Source organism: Flavobacterium aquidurense, assembly GCF_001404985.1.
Classification (GTDB): domain Bacteria; phylum Bacteroidota; class Bacteroidia; order Flavobacteriales; family Flavobacteriaceae; genus Flavobacterium; species Flavobacterium aquidurense_B.
The window spans coordinates 804,464-818,213 of the sequence record NZ_JRLF01000015.1 but is presented as its reverse complement, the minus strand read 5'-3'; the positions used below and the strand labels follow the sequence as shown (position 1 = coordinate 818,213).

Below are 13,750 nucleotides of genomic sequence, written 5' to 3'. Positions count from 1 at the left end.
TGTTTTCTTTTTACAGAAAGTGTTTTTTAAAATTTAAAATTATAGCTAACAGCAGGAACAATCCCAAAAATTGAGGTTTGCACAGCTTCATTTGCGCCTGTATCAACGTTTTGACGAAAGTTGATAGAAGCCGCGTTATGACGATTATAAAGATTGTAAATACTGAAAACCCATTCTCCTTTCCAGTTTCGATCTTTATTTTTTCTGGGTGTCAAAGTTGCCGAAACATCTAAGTGGTGATACGCCGGTAAGCGGTTTTCATTTCTTTGCCCGTAACTGGGAACCGTAATTCCTAAATATTCGTACTGACCGTTAGGATATGTAACAGGCTGACCGGATTGCAAAGCGAAGTTGGCACCAAAAGACCATTTCTCGTTTAAGTTATAAGCTGATGTAACCGCTAAGTTATGAGTTTTATCATAAGCAGAACTATACCATTGACCGTTATTAATGCCTGTTTCTTCAGGAGTTCTTCCTGGAGTTTGCTGTTCTGATTTTGATAAAGTATATGAAACCCAGCCATTAAATTTACCTTCGTTTTTCTTGAGCATAAATTCCAGCCCGTAAGAACGCATTCTTCCGTTCAGGATTACCTGTTCGATGGCATCATTTGCAATTAAATCTGCACCATCGATATAATCTAATCTGTTTTGAATTTTTTTGTAATAGGTTTCAACTTCTACAGAATAAGCACCATTATTTATATTTTTAAAATAACCCAACGCAACCTGATCTGCAATTTGAGGTTTGATATAATTATCACTTGGCATCCAGACATCAAGCGGAGTAGGTGATGAGGTGTTTGATATCAATTGAAGATACTGTGCCATTCGGTTATAACTCGCTTTTATTGCCTGATCATCATTTAATTGATAAGAGGCTGAAAAACGAGGTTCTAAATTGTTGTAATTCTGGATTTGTTTATTTTTGCCAAAATATTTAGTCGATGTTGGTGTCGCTTTTTCATAAATCTGCATTTCACTATTGAAAATAACGGTTTCATTATTATCATAATAATTGATTGTCGAAGCACCTAAACGATAAAATAAACTATAACGCAACCCGTAAGAAATTGTAATTTTTTTCGAAAGCTGGTTTTCTGCTTCAATATAAACAGAGGGCTCAAAGGCATATTTTTTATCTAATTGATCCGGATTAATTCCTGAAGTCTCATTGCTTGGTTTGATTGTTCCGGGATTAAATTCGTAGTAAATTCCGTTTAAGCCATAGTTTAATTTGAATTTATCTGAAATATAGTTTTTAAAATCGTATTTGATATTGTAATTCTTAATTCCGGAATCCCATTTGAAACCTACAAAATCTAAATCGAGACCATAATAGTAATCACTGTAAATCAACGATAAATTTGCAAATAATTTATCAGAATATAAATGATTCCAACGTAAGTTCAGGGTTGCATTTCCGTAGGTATTTGTAAAACTTTTATTAAGGCTAAACACGTCACGGCCAAAATAACCGGATAAATACAAACTATTATTATCATCGAGTTTATAACTTAATTTTGTGTTTAAATCATAAAAATAAGCCGAGTTATCTTTTTGGTCTTCTGACAATTTTAAAAATAAATGTGCATACGATGCCCTTCCGCCAATTAAGAACGAACCTTTGTCTTTTACAATTGGACCTTCGGCAAGAATTCGACTGGAGATTAAACCAATTCCTCCATTTACATGAAATTCTTTACTGTTTCCGTCTTTTTGATAAATATCAAGTACAGATGAAGCTCTTCCGCCATAGCGAGCGGGAATTCCGCCTTTATATAATTTTAAATCTTTGATAGCATCAGGATTAAAAACAGAGAAAAATCCAAAGACATGAGAAGAGTTAAAAATTGTTGCCTCGTCTAACAAAATTAAGTTTTGATCAGCTCCGCCGCCGCGAACATTAAATCCTGAAGCTCCTTCGCCGGCATTTGTAACACCAGGAAGTAACAAAATAGATTTTAGAACATCGACTTCGCCCATTACTACCGGCATTTTTTTTATGGTGGCAATAGAAAGTTTATTGGCACTCATTTCAGGCGATTTTATATTGATTTTACCTCTGTTATCCTTAATAATAACTTCCTGAAGTTCTTCACCGCTTTCGTTTATGGCAAAATTATTTTTAGTGTTTTGATTTAGAGAAACTGTTTTTTCAATGGTTTTGTAGCCTACATAACTAATCTCTATTTCATATTCACCTTGAGGAGCAGTAAGCGAATAAAATCCATATTCATTGGTTGTAGTTCCAATTTTTAAGGACGGAATATAAACATTGACACCAATTAAGGTCTCATTATTTTTAAAATCAGTGATCGTGCCGCTAAGTGTAAATTTTTCCTGAGCAAATGAAGTCAAAGTTGTGAAAAGGAAGATAAAAAGAAGGCCAATTTTTTTTGTAATCATTGTCTTGTATTTGAATCACATAGTTAACAATTCTTACTAAATATTTTCATAGAAAGATTGTTAAACATTAGTTAAGAATACCTTCTATTTGTTACAGGTTTAGAGTTTTTATTTTTTTAGACTTTAAAACTAATTCAGTTTCTTATTGTTGTGTTTTGATAATTATTAAAACCAAACCTGAAATTAGTATTCTAAAAAAAAAGACAACTGTTTAAAGTTGTCTTTTTTTATAAAGGCTCTGAGGTTTTAAGGCTCAAAGGGTCAAAGGTTTCTCTATAGAAACGCACAGCGGTGCGTCTTTATTTGATATCCTTATCAAATTTTATTATTATTTTATTTCAGCAATAATTGCATTAAATGTTGCACTTGGACGCATTGCTTTGCTCACTAACTCAGGAGTTGGTTGGTAATAACCACCAAGAGTTTGAGGTTTTCCTTGTGCACCAATTAGTTCAGCATCGATTTTAGCTTCGTTAGCTTCAAATTGAGCAGCGATTGGAGTAAAGATTGCTTTCAATTCTGCATCTTTATTTTGAGCAGCTAATGCTTGTGCCCAATAAAAAGCAAGGTAGAAATGAGAACCACGGTTATCAATTTGTCCTACTTTACGAGCAGGAGATTTATCGTTTGCTAAGAATTTGTCATTAGCTTCGTCAAGAGTTTCAGATAAAACAATTGCTTTAGAGTTGTCTAAAGTTTGTCCTAAATGCTCTAAAGAAGCACCAAGAGCTAAAAACTCTCCTAATGAATCCCAACGTAAATATCCTTCTTCAGTAAATTGCTCAACGTGTTTAGGAGCAGAACCTCCGGCACCAGTTTCGAACAATCCACCACCATTCATTAACGGAACGATTGATAACATTTTAGCCGAAGTTCCTAATTCTAAAATTGGGAATAAGTCAGTTAAATAATCACGTAAAACGTTTCCTGTTACAGAGATAGTATCTAATCCTTTGATGATTCTGTCTAAAGTAAATTCAGTTGCAGCAATAGGATTTAAAATACGAATATCAAGATTTGTTGTATTGTGGTCTTTTAAATATTTTTGAACTTTTACGATCAATTCTCTGTCATGTGCTCTGTTTTCATCTAACCAGAAAACAGCAGGAGTATCAGATAAACGCGCTCTGTTTACAGCAAGTTTAACCCAGTCCTGAATAGGAGCGTCTTTAGCCTGACACATTCTGAAAATGTCATTAGCTTCAACGTTTTGCTCCATTAAAACTGTTCCTTTGTTATCCAGAACACGAACAACTCCGTCACCTTTCATTTGGAAAGTTTTATCATGAGATCCGTATTCTTCTGCTTTTTGAGCCATCAAACCTACGTTAGGAACACTTCCCATTGTTTTAGGGTCAAAAGCACCGTGTTTTTTACAAAAATCGATAGTTGCAGTATAAATTCCAGCATAAGAGCGATCCGGAATAACAGCAAGAGTATCTTGTTGTTTTCCTTCTTTATTGTACATCTGTCCAGAAGTACGAATCATTGCCGGCATAGAAGCATCAACAATAACGTCAGACGGAACGTGTAAGTTTGTAATTCCTTTATCAGAATTTACCATTGCAAGAGCTGGTCCGTTTTCGATAGCTTTCGTAATATCAGCTTCAACTTCAGCTTGTTCAGGTCTTCCGGCAATTTTTGCATAGATATCGCCTAAACCGTTTCTTGTATCAATGTTTAATTCAGTAAATAAAGTTTCATATTTTTTGAAAAGATCAGCAAAATATACTTCAACGATAGCGCCAAAGATAATTGGATCTGAAACTTTCATCATTGTAGCTTTTAAATGCACAGAAAGTAAAACACCGTCTTTTTTTGCTTCAGCAATTGCTTCAGCAGCAAAAGTTTTTAATTTTTTTACACTTAAAACCGAGCTGTCGATTATTTCACCAGCTTTTAATGGAGTACTTGCTTTAAGAACAGTAGTTGTACCGTCTTTTGCAACAAATTCGATTTTTACATCATTAGCTTCAGCAACTGTAAGTGATTTTTCGCTTCCGTAGAAATCACCGTTTGGCATAGAAGCAACTTTAGTTTTTGAGTCAGCAGACCAGGCACCCATTGAGTGCGGATTTGCTTTTGCAAAATTCTTAACCGCTCTTGGCGCTCTACGATCAGAGTTTCCTTCACGTAAAACCGGATTTACTGCAGAACCTAAAACTTTAGCATATTTTGCTTTAGCATCTTTTTCGGCATCATTTTGAGGATCTTCCGGAAAATCAGGGATTTTGTACCCGTGAGATTGCAATTCAGCAATAGCCGCTTTTAATTGTGGTACAGATGCTGAAATGTTTGGTAATTTGATGATATTAGCTTCAGGTTGTGTTGCTAATTGACCCAATTCTGCCAAAGCATCTCCGGTTTTTTGAGCATCAGTTAAAAGCTCAGGAAAATTTGATAAAATTCTACCTGCCAAAGAGATATCTCTAGTTTCAATTGCAATACCTGCCGTAGCAGTAAATGCCTGAACAATTGGTAAAAAAGAATAAGTCGCTAACAATGGCGCCTCATCAGTTAAGGTGTAATAAATTTTTGAATTCTGTGTCATTTTTTTTTTTTTTATAATCGTATCGCCAGGAAATGGCGATGTAAAAGGTATAGTCGGCTCAGAATGAGCGGAGCAAATATAATAAAAACAGTCCGAAAACGGTGTAGTTTTGATGAGAAATGCTGAAATTATCAGATTGTTATTTCGGACTCATTTAATTGCTAAATTGGCGATTTTGGTATTAAAAAATTACAGTTTTGATGAATCTTAAGTAAAAGCAGAACATTTCGAAAAATGAAAACGCTAAAGTTGTATAAAAACATTTTAGCTTTGATTATTTTTGTATGAAAAGTTGTATTTTTGGCTAAAATGCATAAGACATATAACAAATGTGAGATACATTGTTTAATATGTTTTTTACTTGTTGTTTAATATTATGCTTAATCATTATCTTTGAATTATGAGCACACTTACAAAACCAAATCATATAGGGCGAAAAATTAGCCGTATTCGTGAACTTCGAGATATGAAACAAGAAGCTTTGGCACAGGCTTTAGGCATGAGCCAACAAACTATATCGGCTATTGAAAACAGTGAAACTATAGATGATGAAAAACTTGCCGAAGTTGCAAAAGCTTTGGGAGTAAGTGTTGAAGCAATTAAAAATTTTTCAGAAGAAAATATGATTAGCTATTTTAATACTTTCCACGATAATAGTATTAATAACGGTCATTTGGGACATAATAATAATTGTACTTTCAATCCATTAGATAAATTAATTGAAACTTATCAGGAAAAAGAAAAACTTTACGAACGTTTGCTACAATCTGAAAAAGACAAAATCGAATATTTAGAAAAACTATTGAATAAATAGAAAACCAATATTTCCTTAAAATACAAACCGATGCTTATGAGTGTCGGTTTTTTTATTTTTTTTTAGTTTGGGCGTGACCACAAGGGTCGGGCTATTCGCTGCAAGTCCTCGCACTTCCTTCGTCAGGCTGTGGGCTTTCCACTTCTATCCCTCACGCAAACGGTTAAACAAGAAATTATTTGTTTATTAAGCGTAATTATCTCCACAATCTTGTCATTTGGAGGAACGAGAAATCACACGCGGGATTCGGCAAAGATTGGAGATTTTGATTGTGGAGTTTCTAGTGTGATTTCTCCCTTCGGTCGAAATGACAAGATTAAGCAGATAAAATCCGTTTTAATCTGTGTTTTCGCAAGGCGAATCGGCGTCATCCGTGTTCAATATTGTCGCCAATTTTTGTCGAGTTTCTTGCGAAGATTTCTCCTTCGTCGAAATGACAAACTCAGCGAAAATATTGTTATGAAAACGATTGCCCTAGCCCCGATAGTCCCGAAGTGTCGGGAGGAAATCCTTTTGTTCCGGTCCCGAGGCTTCGGGAGCCACAAAAGATTGAAGTGAATTGCTTCGCCAGTTCGCACTTTCAGGCTCGTGTGCGGGATTAGCTCCTGAAAATTTTAAAAAAAAGACATAAAAAAAACTCGTTTCAAATAAATGAAACGAGCTTTTTTATAACAAATCGATAAATGATTATCTTCTTTTATCTTTAATCTTAGCTTTTTTACCAGTAAGTTCTCTGAAGTAGAAAATTCTAGCTCTACGTACAGCTCCTTTTTTGTTGATTTCAATTTTCTGTAAAGCTGGTAAGTTTACTGGAAAGATACGCTCAACTCCAATTGCACCTGACATTTTACGGATAGTAAAAGTTTCTGTGTTACCAGAACCTCTTCTTTGAATAACAACTCCTTTAAAAAACTGAGTTCTTGTTTTTTCACCCTCTTTAATTTCGTAGTAAACTGTGATAGTATCTCCAGCTCCGAAAACAGGGAAATCTTTTTTAGCAACTAATTCGGTTTGAACGAATTTCATTAAATCTGCCATGATATCTTGTAATTATGGTTTTTATATAGAGCAACATTCACGGATCTCGCCAGAGGTTAGTCTAATTCGGGTGCAAATGTAGAAAATAATTATGAATTATAAATTGTAAATTATAAATTATTTTAAGTTGTTGATAAAAAGATTGTTACTCTCAGTTTTTATTCTCAGTCTCAGTTTTTATCCGGCAATCAAATTCAGTAAAAACTGCGACTGCGACTGAAAACTAATTATATGGCAATCAAATTCAGTAAAAACTGCGACAGCGACTGAAAACTAATCTTGTCCTTCCAGTAAATCCGGACGTCTGTTCTTTGTATGTTCATACGCCATATCCTCGCGCCATTTGTCAATTTTAGCAAAATGACCGCTGGTTAAAACATCAGGAACTTTCCATCCTTTATAATCTGCGGGTCTTGTATATATAGGTCCTGAAAGTAAATTATCCTGAAAACTATCTGTCAATGCTGATGTTTCATCACTTAAAACACCAGGGATAAGTCTGATTAAAGCATCAGATAAAACTAAAGCTCCCAGTTCTCCTCCAGACAGAACATAATCGCCAATCGAAATTTCTTTAGTAATAAAATGATCACGAACACGCTGATCTACACCTTTATAATGTCCGCATAAAATGATAATGTTTTCATACATCGACATTGTATTGGCCATTTTTTGGTTCAGCGTTTCCCCGTCAGGTGACATATAAATAATTTCGTCGTATTCACGTTCGGTTTTTAGATGTGTAATACAAGCATCAATTGGCTGAACGGTCATCACCATTCCGGCACCTCCGCCAAAAGGGTAATCGTCGACGCTTTTTTGTTTGTTTGTAGTGTAATCACGTAAATTATGAAAATGTACTTCGACAAGACCTTTGTCTATGGCACGTTTCATAATCGAAGCCTCAAACGGACTTCTTAATAATTCAGGCAAAATCGTTATAATGTCAATTCGCATTTTTTTTCTTCAATAGTTCAGTTGGCAAAGATACAAAGTTAATATTTGAGAAATTTAAAGATTTATAAGTTCATATATTTAATAAGATTTTTAGTTAATGTATCTGTTTAACAGCTTGTTATGTAATAAAATGAGTAGAAATTATATAAGAAATAATTTTTTTCATGTAAATTTATGCGGCTGATTTTCAATTAATATTATAATGTGAAATTTTTACAAAAAAATAATTTTTAAATTGACTATTATGATGAAGAAGATACTTTTTTTAATTGCAATTATGGTGTTGCATTCTTGTGCAAGTACTAAAAACTCAAACGATAATTGGATTGGACAATCAAAGAAAAGTCTAATAAAAAGTTGGGGAACTCCAATAAGAACCTTAAATAATGCTGAACAAGGAGAAATACTTATTTATGGAGAGCAGGTTTATGAAAATGCTAATAATAATGAAGGTTCAAGAATAGCCGGACCCAATTATTGGAATTATAGATATATATACATAAATAAGGAGGGAAAGATTTATTCTTATAAAACAGATACACAGCAGCATACACCTCAGGAAATTGCCGTAAAATAAATTATTGGTTTTCTTTTTTTCTTATGAACTAAACATTATTGCAATTCATAGGATCGCTAACTTTTAGCTGGAAATGTGGGTTATGGACTTTTATCCTGTAGTCACAAGTTAGTTGCAGTGGTTAATAATATTTATAATCAAAAACTATATCACAAGAAGAAAACTTTTAGAAAGAATATCATGACTTTCTTAAAAAAAATGAGGTAAATTTTGATGAAAAGTTTATTTTTAAGGATTAATTTAAAATTAGTTTTTAAAAACAGACTAAAAGCAAATGAAAAAAATAATCCTCTTTCTCCTTATATTATTTTCTTCCTGTAATAAAGAAAAAGTAAAAGAAACACCAGGAAAGATCCTAAAAGAAATTCCTCAAGAGGCGTCATATTTTAAACAAATTAAAAGTAATGACGTTAAATTGGCTGAACCTGTTTATGGAGATTGGTTGTTCTCTCATAAAGAAAAATGCCAAACTTTTGAACAATATTTTAGGTCTAAACATATTGTTCCCACAACCGATGCGAATATTATTTACATTCGACCTATCGGGAATTTCAATTCTTTACAAAAGAAACAAATTCAACTCACCAATGAGTATTTAGAAATTTACTTTCAATTAAAAACCAAAACTTTAGCCCCAATTTCTAATAATGTAGTTCCAAATTCTGCCAGAAGAATGACTGCAGAAGGTCATGAGCAATTATTGGCGGGTTATCTTTTAAATGATATTTTAAAAGAAGAAAAACCGTTAAACAGGATTGCTTCAATGGGACTTTCAGAACTGGATTTGTATCCTAAGCCAGAATGGAATTATGTTTTTGGTCTGGCTTCTTATCGCGATAAAGTAGGTGTGAGCTCCATTTATAGATTACAGGATGGAGAATTAACTTCTGAAAATTTTAATCTGTGTTTATCAAGATTGCTTAAAATAAGCTCTCATGAAATAGGACATATGTTTGGCCTGCATCATTGTATAAATGCAAACTGCGTTATGAATGGTACCAATAGTATGGAAGAAACTGACATGCATTCGATAAGATTATGTTCTGTTTGTCAAAGAAAACTCAATTCCTGTATACCATATGATAATAAAAAGAGATTAAGTGATTTAGAAAAATATTTTAAAAAGAATGATTTAATTGACGGTTTTGATTTGATGAAAAAGGATATTGAAATTATTCAATAAATGAAAATGGAAAAAATAAAAATACTTGCCATAACTGGCAGCACGAGAAAGAATTCAAGTAATTATAAAATTCTCAGATTTATTTCTCAACAAATTAAAAATTCATTTGAGGTTGAAATATTCGAAAACTTGGATCAATTGCCTCATTTTAATCCGGATCTGGACAATGAAAATCCTCCTGAAGAGGTTATATCTTTTAGAAATAAAATTAAAAATGCTGATGGAATTATAATTTGTACTCCCGAATATGTTTTTAGTTTGCCGGGGAGTTTAAAAAATGCATTAGAATGGTGTGTTTCAACTACTGTTTTTTCAAATAAAAAGACAGGATTAATTACAGCTTCGGCTTCTGGTGAAATGGCGCAAGAACAATTAATTTTAATAATGAAAACATTGGGAAGTCATTATACCGACGAAAGTTTGCTTTTGATACAAGGAATTCGGGGTAAAATTGATGACGACGGAAAAATTGTAAACGAATCTACTTTTAAAGCTTTACAAGATTTTATTCATAATTTTGAGAATCAATTTTTAAGCATCTGATAAAAGTGTAGTAAAAAAGTTTAGTTTTACTTTTCTATTTTAAAATGTAAAATGGTAACACGTAGAAACTTTCTCATTAATACGAGCCTCGCTGCTACTGCAGTTCTGGCTTTGCCATCATTAGCCTTTACTATGGATAAAAAAGAAATAGGTTTGCAATTGTATACTTTAAGAGATGAGATTGCTAAAAATGTAAAGTCGACTTTAGATAAAGTCGCAGCAGCAGGTTTTACTACAGTTGAAACATATGGTTTTTCTATAAAAGATCAGTTTTGGGGATTGTCCCCAATCGAATTGAAAAATGTATTAGATAACAACGGACTTAAAGCAGTAAGCGGACATTATAACCTAGGAAGTTTTTTGTATGATGGAAATACAACAGAACTGATTGCTGCCATCGAAGCAGCTAAAATGTTAAAAAGCGAATTTTTAACGATTCCGTGGGTTGATGAACCTTTTAGAAAAAATATTCAGGATTATAAAAAAATTGCTGCCCGACTAAATGAAGCTGCAAAAATGTGTGCAAATGCGGGTTTAAAACTGGCTTATCACAACCATGATTTTGAGTTTCAAAAACATGAAGGAATCACAGGTTATGAAATTCTACTAAAAGAAACGGATAAAAACTTAGTCTGTTTTGAATTGGATTTATACTGGGTAATTCGTTCAGGAAATAATCCACTACAATTGTTTGAAAACAATCCCGGTCGTTTTAAAATGTGGCATGTTAAAGATATGGATAAAGAAAATCCTGCTTTGAATACAGAAATAGGTTCAGGAACAATTGATTTTAAAACTATTTTTGAAGCATTGAAAAAGTCCGGAATGAAGCATTTTTTTGTGGAACAGGAAAATAATTATGACCCAAATCCCTTTGAATCTATTAAAAGGAGTTGTGATTTTATTTCTAAAAATTTGATCTGAAAATAAAAACCGCCTAAAAATATATTTTTAAATAAATTCAATAAAAAAAACAGATATGAAGAGTTTTGGATCAAGTAAAGAATTTCTAAAAGGTGATGACATCGAATGGGAAGTAGTGGGTGAAGGAATAAAACGTAAAATATTAGCATATGATGATAGAGTAATGTTAGTAAATGTTCATTTTGAGAAAGGCGGAATTGGTGTTTTGCATGAACATTATCATACTCAGGTAACCTATGTTTCAAGCGGTAAATTTGATGTTACCATAAATGGTGTTACTGAAACCCTGAAAGAGGGCGACAGTTTTTATATTCCGCCTCATGCGATTCATGGAGTTGTTTGTTTAGAAAGTGGACTTTTGACAGATGTATTCAGTCCGATTCGTGAAGATTTTATGCCGTCATAATATTTTAAAAACCAGTATAATTACTATAATAAAGATATATTGTGGTTATGATTTTATAAAATTTATACTTTTTTTAAAGTTTTCGTACGAATTAGAATAGTATTTTTGCCAGATGAATTTATCCAAAACGAATGTCTTATTTATGGCAGCTTGCACTGGACTTATAGTTGCAAATCTGTATTACTGCCAACCCTTAATTGTTTTAATTGCCAACGAATTTAAGATTCCGGAAGCCAATGCGGGAACAATAACTTATTTAACTCAGGCAGGTTATGCAATTGGGTTATTTTTTATGGTTCCGTTAGGAGATAAAATCGAGCGAAAAAAGCAAATTTTAATGACCACTTTTGCCTCAGTGATAGCATTAATTATTGCCGCTACGGCTAAAAGTTTTTTTCTTTTACAAATTGCTTCTTTACTAATCGGAATCACTTCAATAGTTCCGCAGCTTATTTTGCCTTTGGCGGCTTCATTAAGTGCGCCGGAACAACGCGGTAAAGTTGTTGGTACCATAATGAGCGGATTACTTGTTGGGATTTTACTTTCCAGAACTTTAAGCGGATTCATTGGTCAGGTTTTAGGCTGGAGGTCGATGTTTTATATTGCGGCAGGAATTTGTCTTTTGATCTTTTTTGTAATTCAGAATAAATTTCCAGTTAACAAACCGCAGTTTCAGGGGTCGTACGGACAGTTAATTAAATCTCTTTTTACACTTATAAAAACACAGCCAATTTTACGTGAAGCTACACTGATAAATGTATTTAGTTTTGCTCAATTTGGTGCTTTTTGGGTTACAATGGTTTTGTTGCTTTCAGGAGAACCTTTTCATTACAGTAGTGCCACAATTGGTTTATTTGGAATTGTAGGGGCTTCAGGAGCTTTAGCAGCGCCTTTAGTTGGTAAAATGGGGGATAAAGGAGGTTCAAGAGTAGCTGTGGGTTATGGTTGTTTACTTATTTTAATAAGCTTTTTGATTTTTTATTTTTCAATAGAAAGCGTAATCGGAATTGCGATTGGAATTGTTTTTATTGATATAGGAATTCAGGGAGTTCATATTTCAAACCAAACCAGAGTATATTCATTACTTCCGGAAGCCAGAAACAGATTAAATACGGTATTTATGTCGTTTAGTTTTTTAGGAACAGCAGCCGGATCAGCTTACGGATTGTTACTATGGAAACTAGGAGGATGGCATGCAGTAACTATTGGTTGTGTTGGCTTGTCAGCATTGGCATTTACAGTTTACGGACTTACATATAAATCTAAAAAATAGAAACCACAAATTGATTTAAAATTAATTTGTAAATTTGCAATCAAATAAAAAATAACAACATGGAAAACGGAATATATGCTAAATTCAACACTAGTAAAGGTTCGATTTTAGTAAAACTAACACACGATTTAACACCGGGAACTGTAGGGAATTTTGTAGCTCTTGCAGAAGGGAATATGGAAAATAAAGTAAAACCTCAAGGACAAAAATTCTATGATGGTTTAACATTTCACAGAGTAATTCCTGATTTTATGATTCAGGGTGGTTGCCCAAAAGGAACAGGAACCGGAGATCCAGGATATAAATTTGATGATGAATTTCACCCAAGTTTAAAACACGATCGTCCAGGAGTTTTAGCAATGGCAAATTCAGGACCTGCAAGTAATGGTTCTCAATTTTACATTACGCACGTTCCAACTTCTTGGTTAGACGGAAAACATACTGTATTTGGTCACGTAATCGAAGGTCAGGATATCGTTGATGCAGTTGCTCAGGGAGATGCTTTGCAAAGTGTAGAAATTTTAAGAGTTGGAGAAGAAGCAGAAAAATTTAATGCTATCGAAGCTTTTGTAGGTTTAAAAGGTGCCCGTCTAAAAAGAGATGCAGCTTTAAAAGCAGAATCTGAAGCAAAAATGGAACAATTGGCTGCTGGTTTTGATAAAACAGAAAGTGGTTTACGTTACAAAATGATTAATAAAGGTGATGGTAAAAAAGCTGAAGCTGGTAAAACAGTTGCAGTTCATTACGAAGGATCTTTAGAAAACGGAAAAGTTTTTGATTCTTCTTACCCACGTAAAAAACCAATCGAATTTAGATTAGGACAAGGTCAGGTTATTGAAGGATGGGATGAAGGTATTGCTTTATTACAAGTAGGAGATAAAGCTCGTTTTGTAATTCCGTCTGATTTAGGATATGGTGCATCTGGTGCAGGAGGAGTTATCCCTCCACACGCAACTTTGATCTTTGATGTAGAATTAATGGAAGTAAAATAAGGATATTAAATACAATTTAGTATTGTTTTAAATTATAATCCCATTTGCCACGGCGAATGGGATTTTTTTATATTTACTTATCAA

12 protein-coding genes are annotated in these 13,750 nt (G+C 33.4%); 8 read left to right on the top strand and 4 right to left on the bottom strand.

Annotation, left to right across the window (positions count from 1 at the left end; translation table 11 throughout):
* Positions 1 to 26 precede the first annotated feature (26 nt).
* Both RC62_RS22055 and RC62_RS22050 read right to left on the bottom strand, forming a co-directional pair.
* The gene (locus tag RC62_RS22055) at positions 27 to 2,408 is read right to left on the bottom strand and encodes a TonB-dependent receptor (protein ID WP_055098499.1); all 2,382 of its coding nucleotides are present in this window, start codon (positions 2,406 to 2,408) and stop codon (positions 27 to 29) included.
* Positions 2,409 to 2,736: 328 nt separating this feature from the next.
* Positions 2,737 to 4,959 carry an NADP-dependent isocitrate dehydrogenase gene (locus tag RC62_RS22050; protein ID WP_055098498.1) on the bottom strand — a complete coding sequence of 741 codons (2,223 nt, stop codon included), beginning with the start codon at positions 4,957 to 4,959 and terminating at the stop codon, positions 2,737 to 2,739.
* 400 nt (positions 4,960 to 5,359) lie between these two features.
* Between RC62_RS22050 and RC62_RS22045 the strand changes: the two genes are divergently transcribed.
* Positions 5,360 to 5,773 (top strand): helix-turn-helix domain-containing protein, encoded by a 414-nt coding sequence (locus RC62_RS22045; protein WP_055098497.1) that lies wholly within the window; start codon positions 5,360 to 5,362, stop codon positions 5,771 to 5,773.
* 687 nt (positions 5,774 to 6,460) lie between these two features.
* Here RC62_RS22045 and rplS read toward each other — a convergent pair.
* Positions 6,461 to 6,811 (bottom strand): 50S ribosomal protein L19, encoded by a 351-nt coding sequence (gene rplS / locus RC62_RS22040; RefSeq protein ID WP_055098496.1) that lies wholly within the window; start codon positions 6,809 to 6,811, stop codon positions 6,461 to 6,463.
* A 273-nt stretch (positions 6,812 to 7,084) separates the two neighbouring features.
* Positions 7,085 to 7,768 carry a tRNA (guanosine(37)-N1)-methyltransferase TrmD gene (gene trmD / locus RC62_RS22035; RefSeq protein ID WP_055098495.1) on the bottom strand — a complete coding sequence of 228 codons (684 nt, stop codon included), beginning with the start codon at positions 7,766 to 7,768 and terminating at the stop codon, positions 7,085 to 7,087.
* A gap of 244 nt (positions 7,769 to 8,012) precedes the next feature.
* On the opposite strand from trmD, the gene RC62_RS22030 reads away from it, so the two are divergent.
* From RC62_RS22030 to RC62_RS22000, 7 genes are all read left to right on the top strand, one after another.
* Complete coding sequence (locus RC62_RS22030; RefSeq protein WP_245176864.1) at positions 8,013 to 8,345, top strand: hypothetical protein; 333 nt, start codon at positions 8,013 to 8,015, stop codon at positions 8,343 to 8,345.
* 274 nt (positions 8,346 to 8,619) lie between these two features.
* Entirely contained in the window at positions 8,620 to 9,528 is a 909-nt protein-coding gene (locus RC62_RS22025; RefSeq protein WP_055098493.1) for a Zn-dependent protease, read from the top strand.
* 6 nt (positions 9,529 to 9,534) lie between these two features.
* Positions 9,535 to 10,071 (top strand): NADPH-dependent FMN reductase, encoded by a 537-nt coding sequence (locus RC62_RS22020; protein WP_245176863.1) that lies wholly within the window; start codon positions 9,535 to 9,537, stop codon positions 10,069 to 10,071.
* Positions 10,072 to 10,122: 51 nt separating this feature from the next.
* Complete coding sequence (locus tag RC62_RS22015; RefSeq protein ID WP_055098491.1) at positions 10,123 to 10,995, top strand: sugar phosphate isomerase/epimerase family protein; 873 nt, start codon at positions 10,123 to 10,125, stop codon at positions 10,993 to 10,995.
* 55 nt (positions 10,996 to 11,050) lie between these two features.
* Positions 11,051 to 11,401, top strand: a complete 351-nt coding sequence (locus RC62_RS22010) for a cupin domain-containing protein (RefSeq protein ID WP_055098490.1) — start codon at positions 11,051 to 11,053, stop codon at positions 11,399 to 11,401.
* A gap of 142 nt (positions 11,402 to 11,543) precedes the next feature.
* Positions 11,544 to 12,674: an MFS transporter gene (locus tag RC62_RS22005; RefSeq protein ID WP_245176862.1), complete on the top strand. Its 1,131-nt coding sequence runs from the start codon at positions 11,544 to 11,546 to the stop codon at positions 12,672 to 12,674.
* A gap of 59 nt (positions 12,675 to 12,733) precedes the next feature.
* Positions 12,734 to 13,666, top strand: coding sequence for a peptidylprolyl isomerase (locus RC62_RS22000; RefSeq protein ID WP_055098488.1), 933 nt, complete (start codon positions 12,734 to 12,736; stop codon positions 13,664 to 13,666).
* Positions 13,667 to 13,750: the final 84 nt, after the last annotated feature.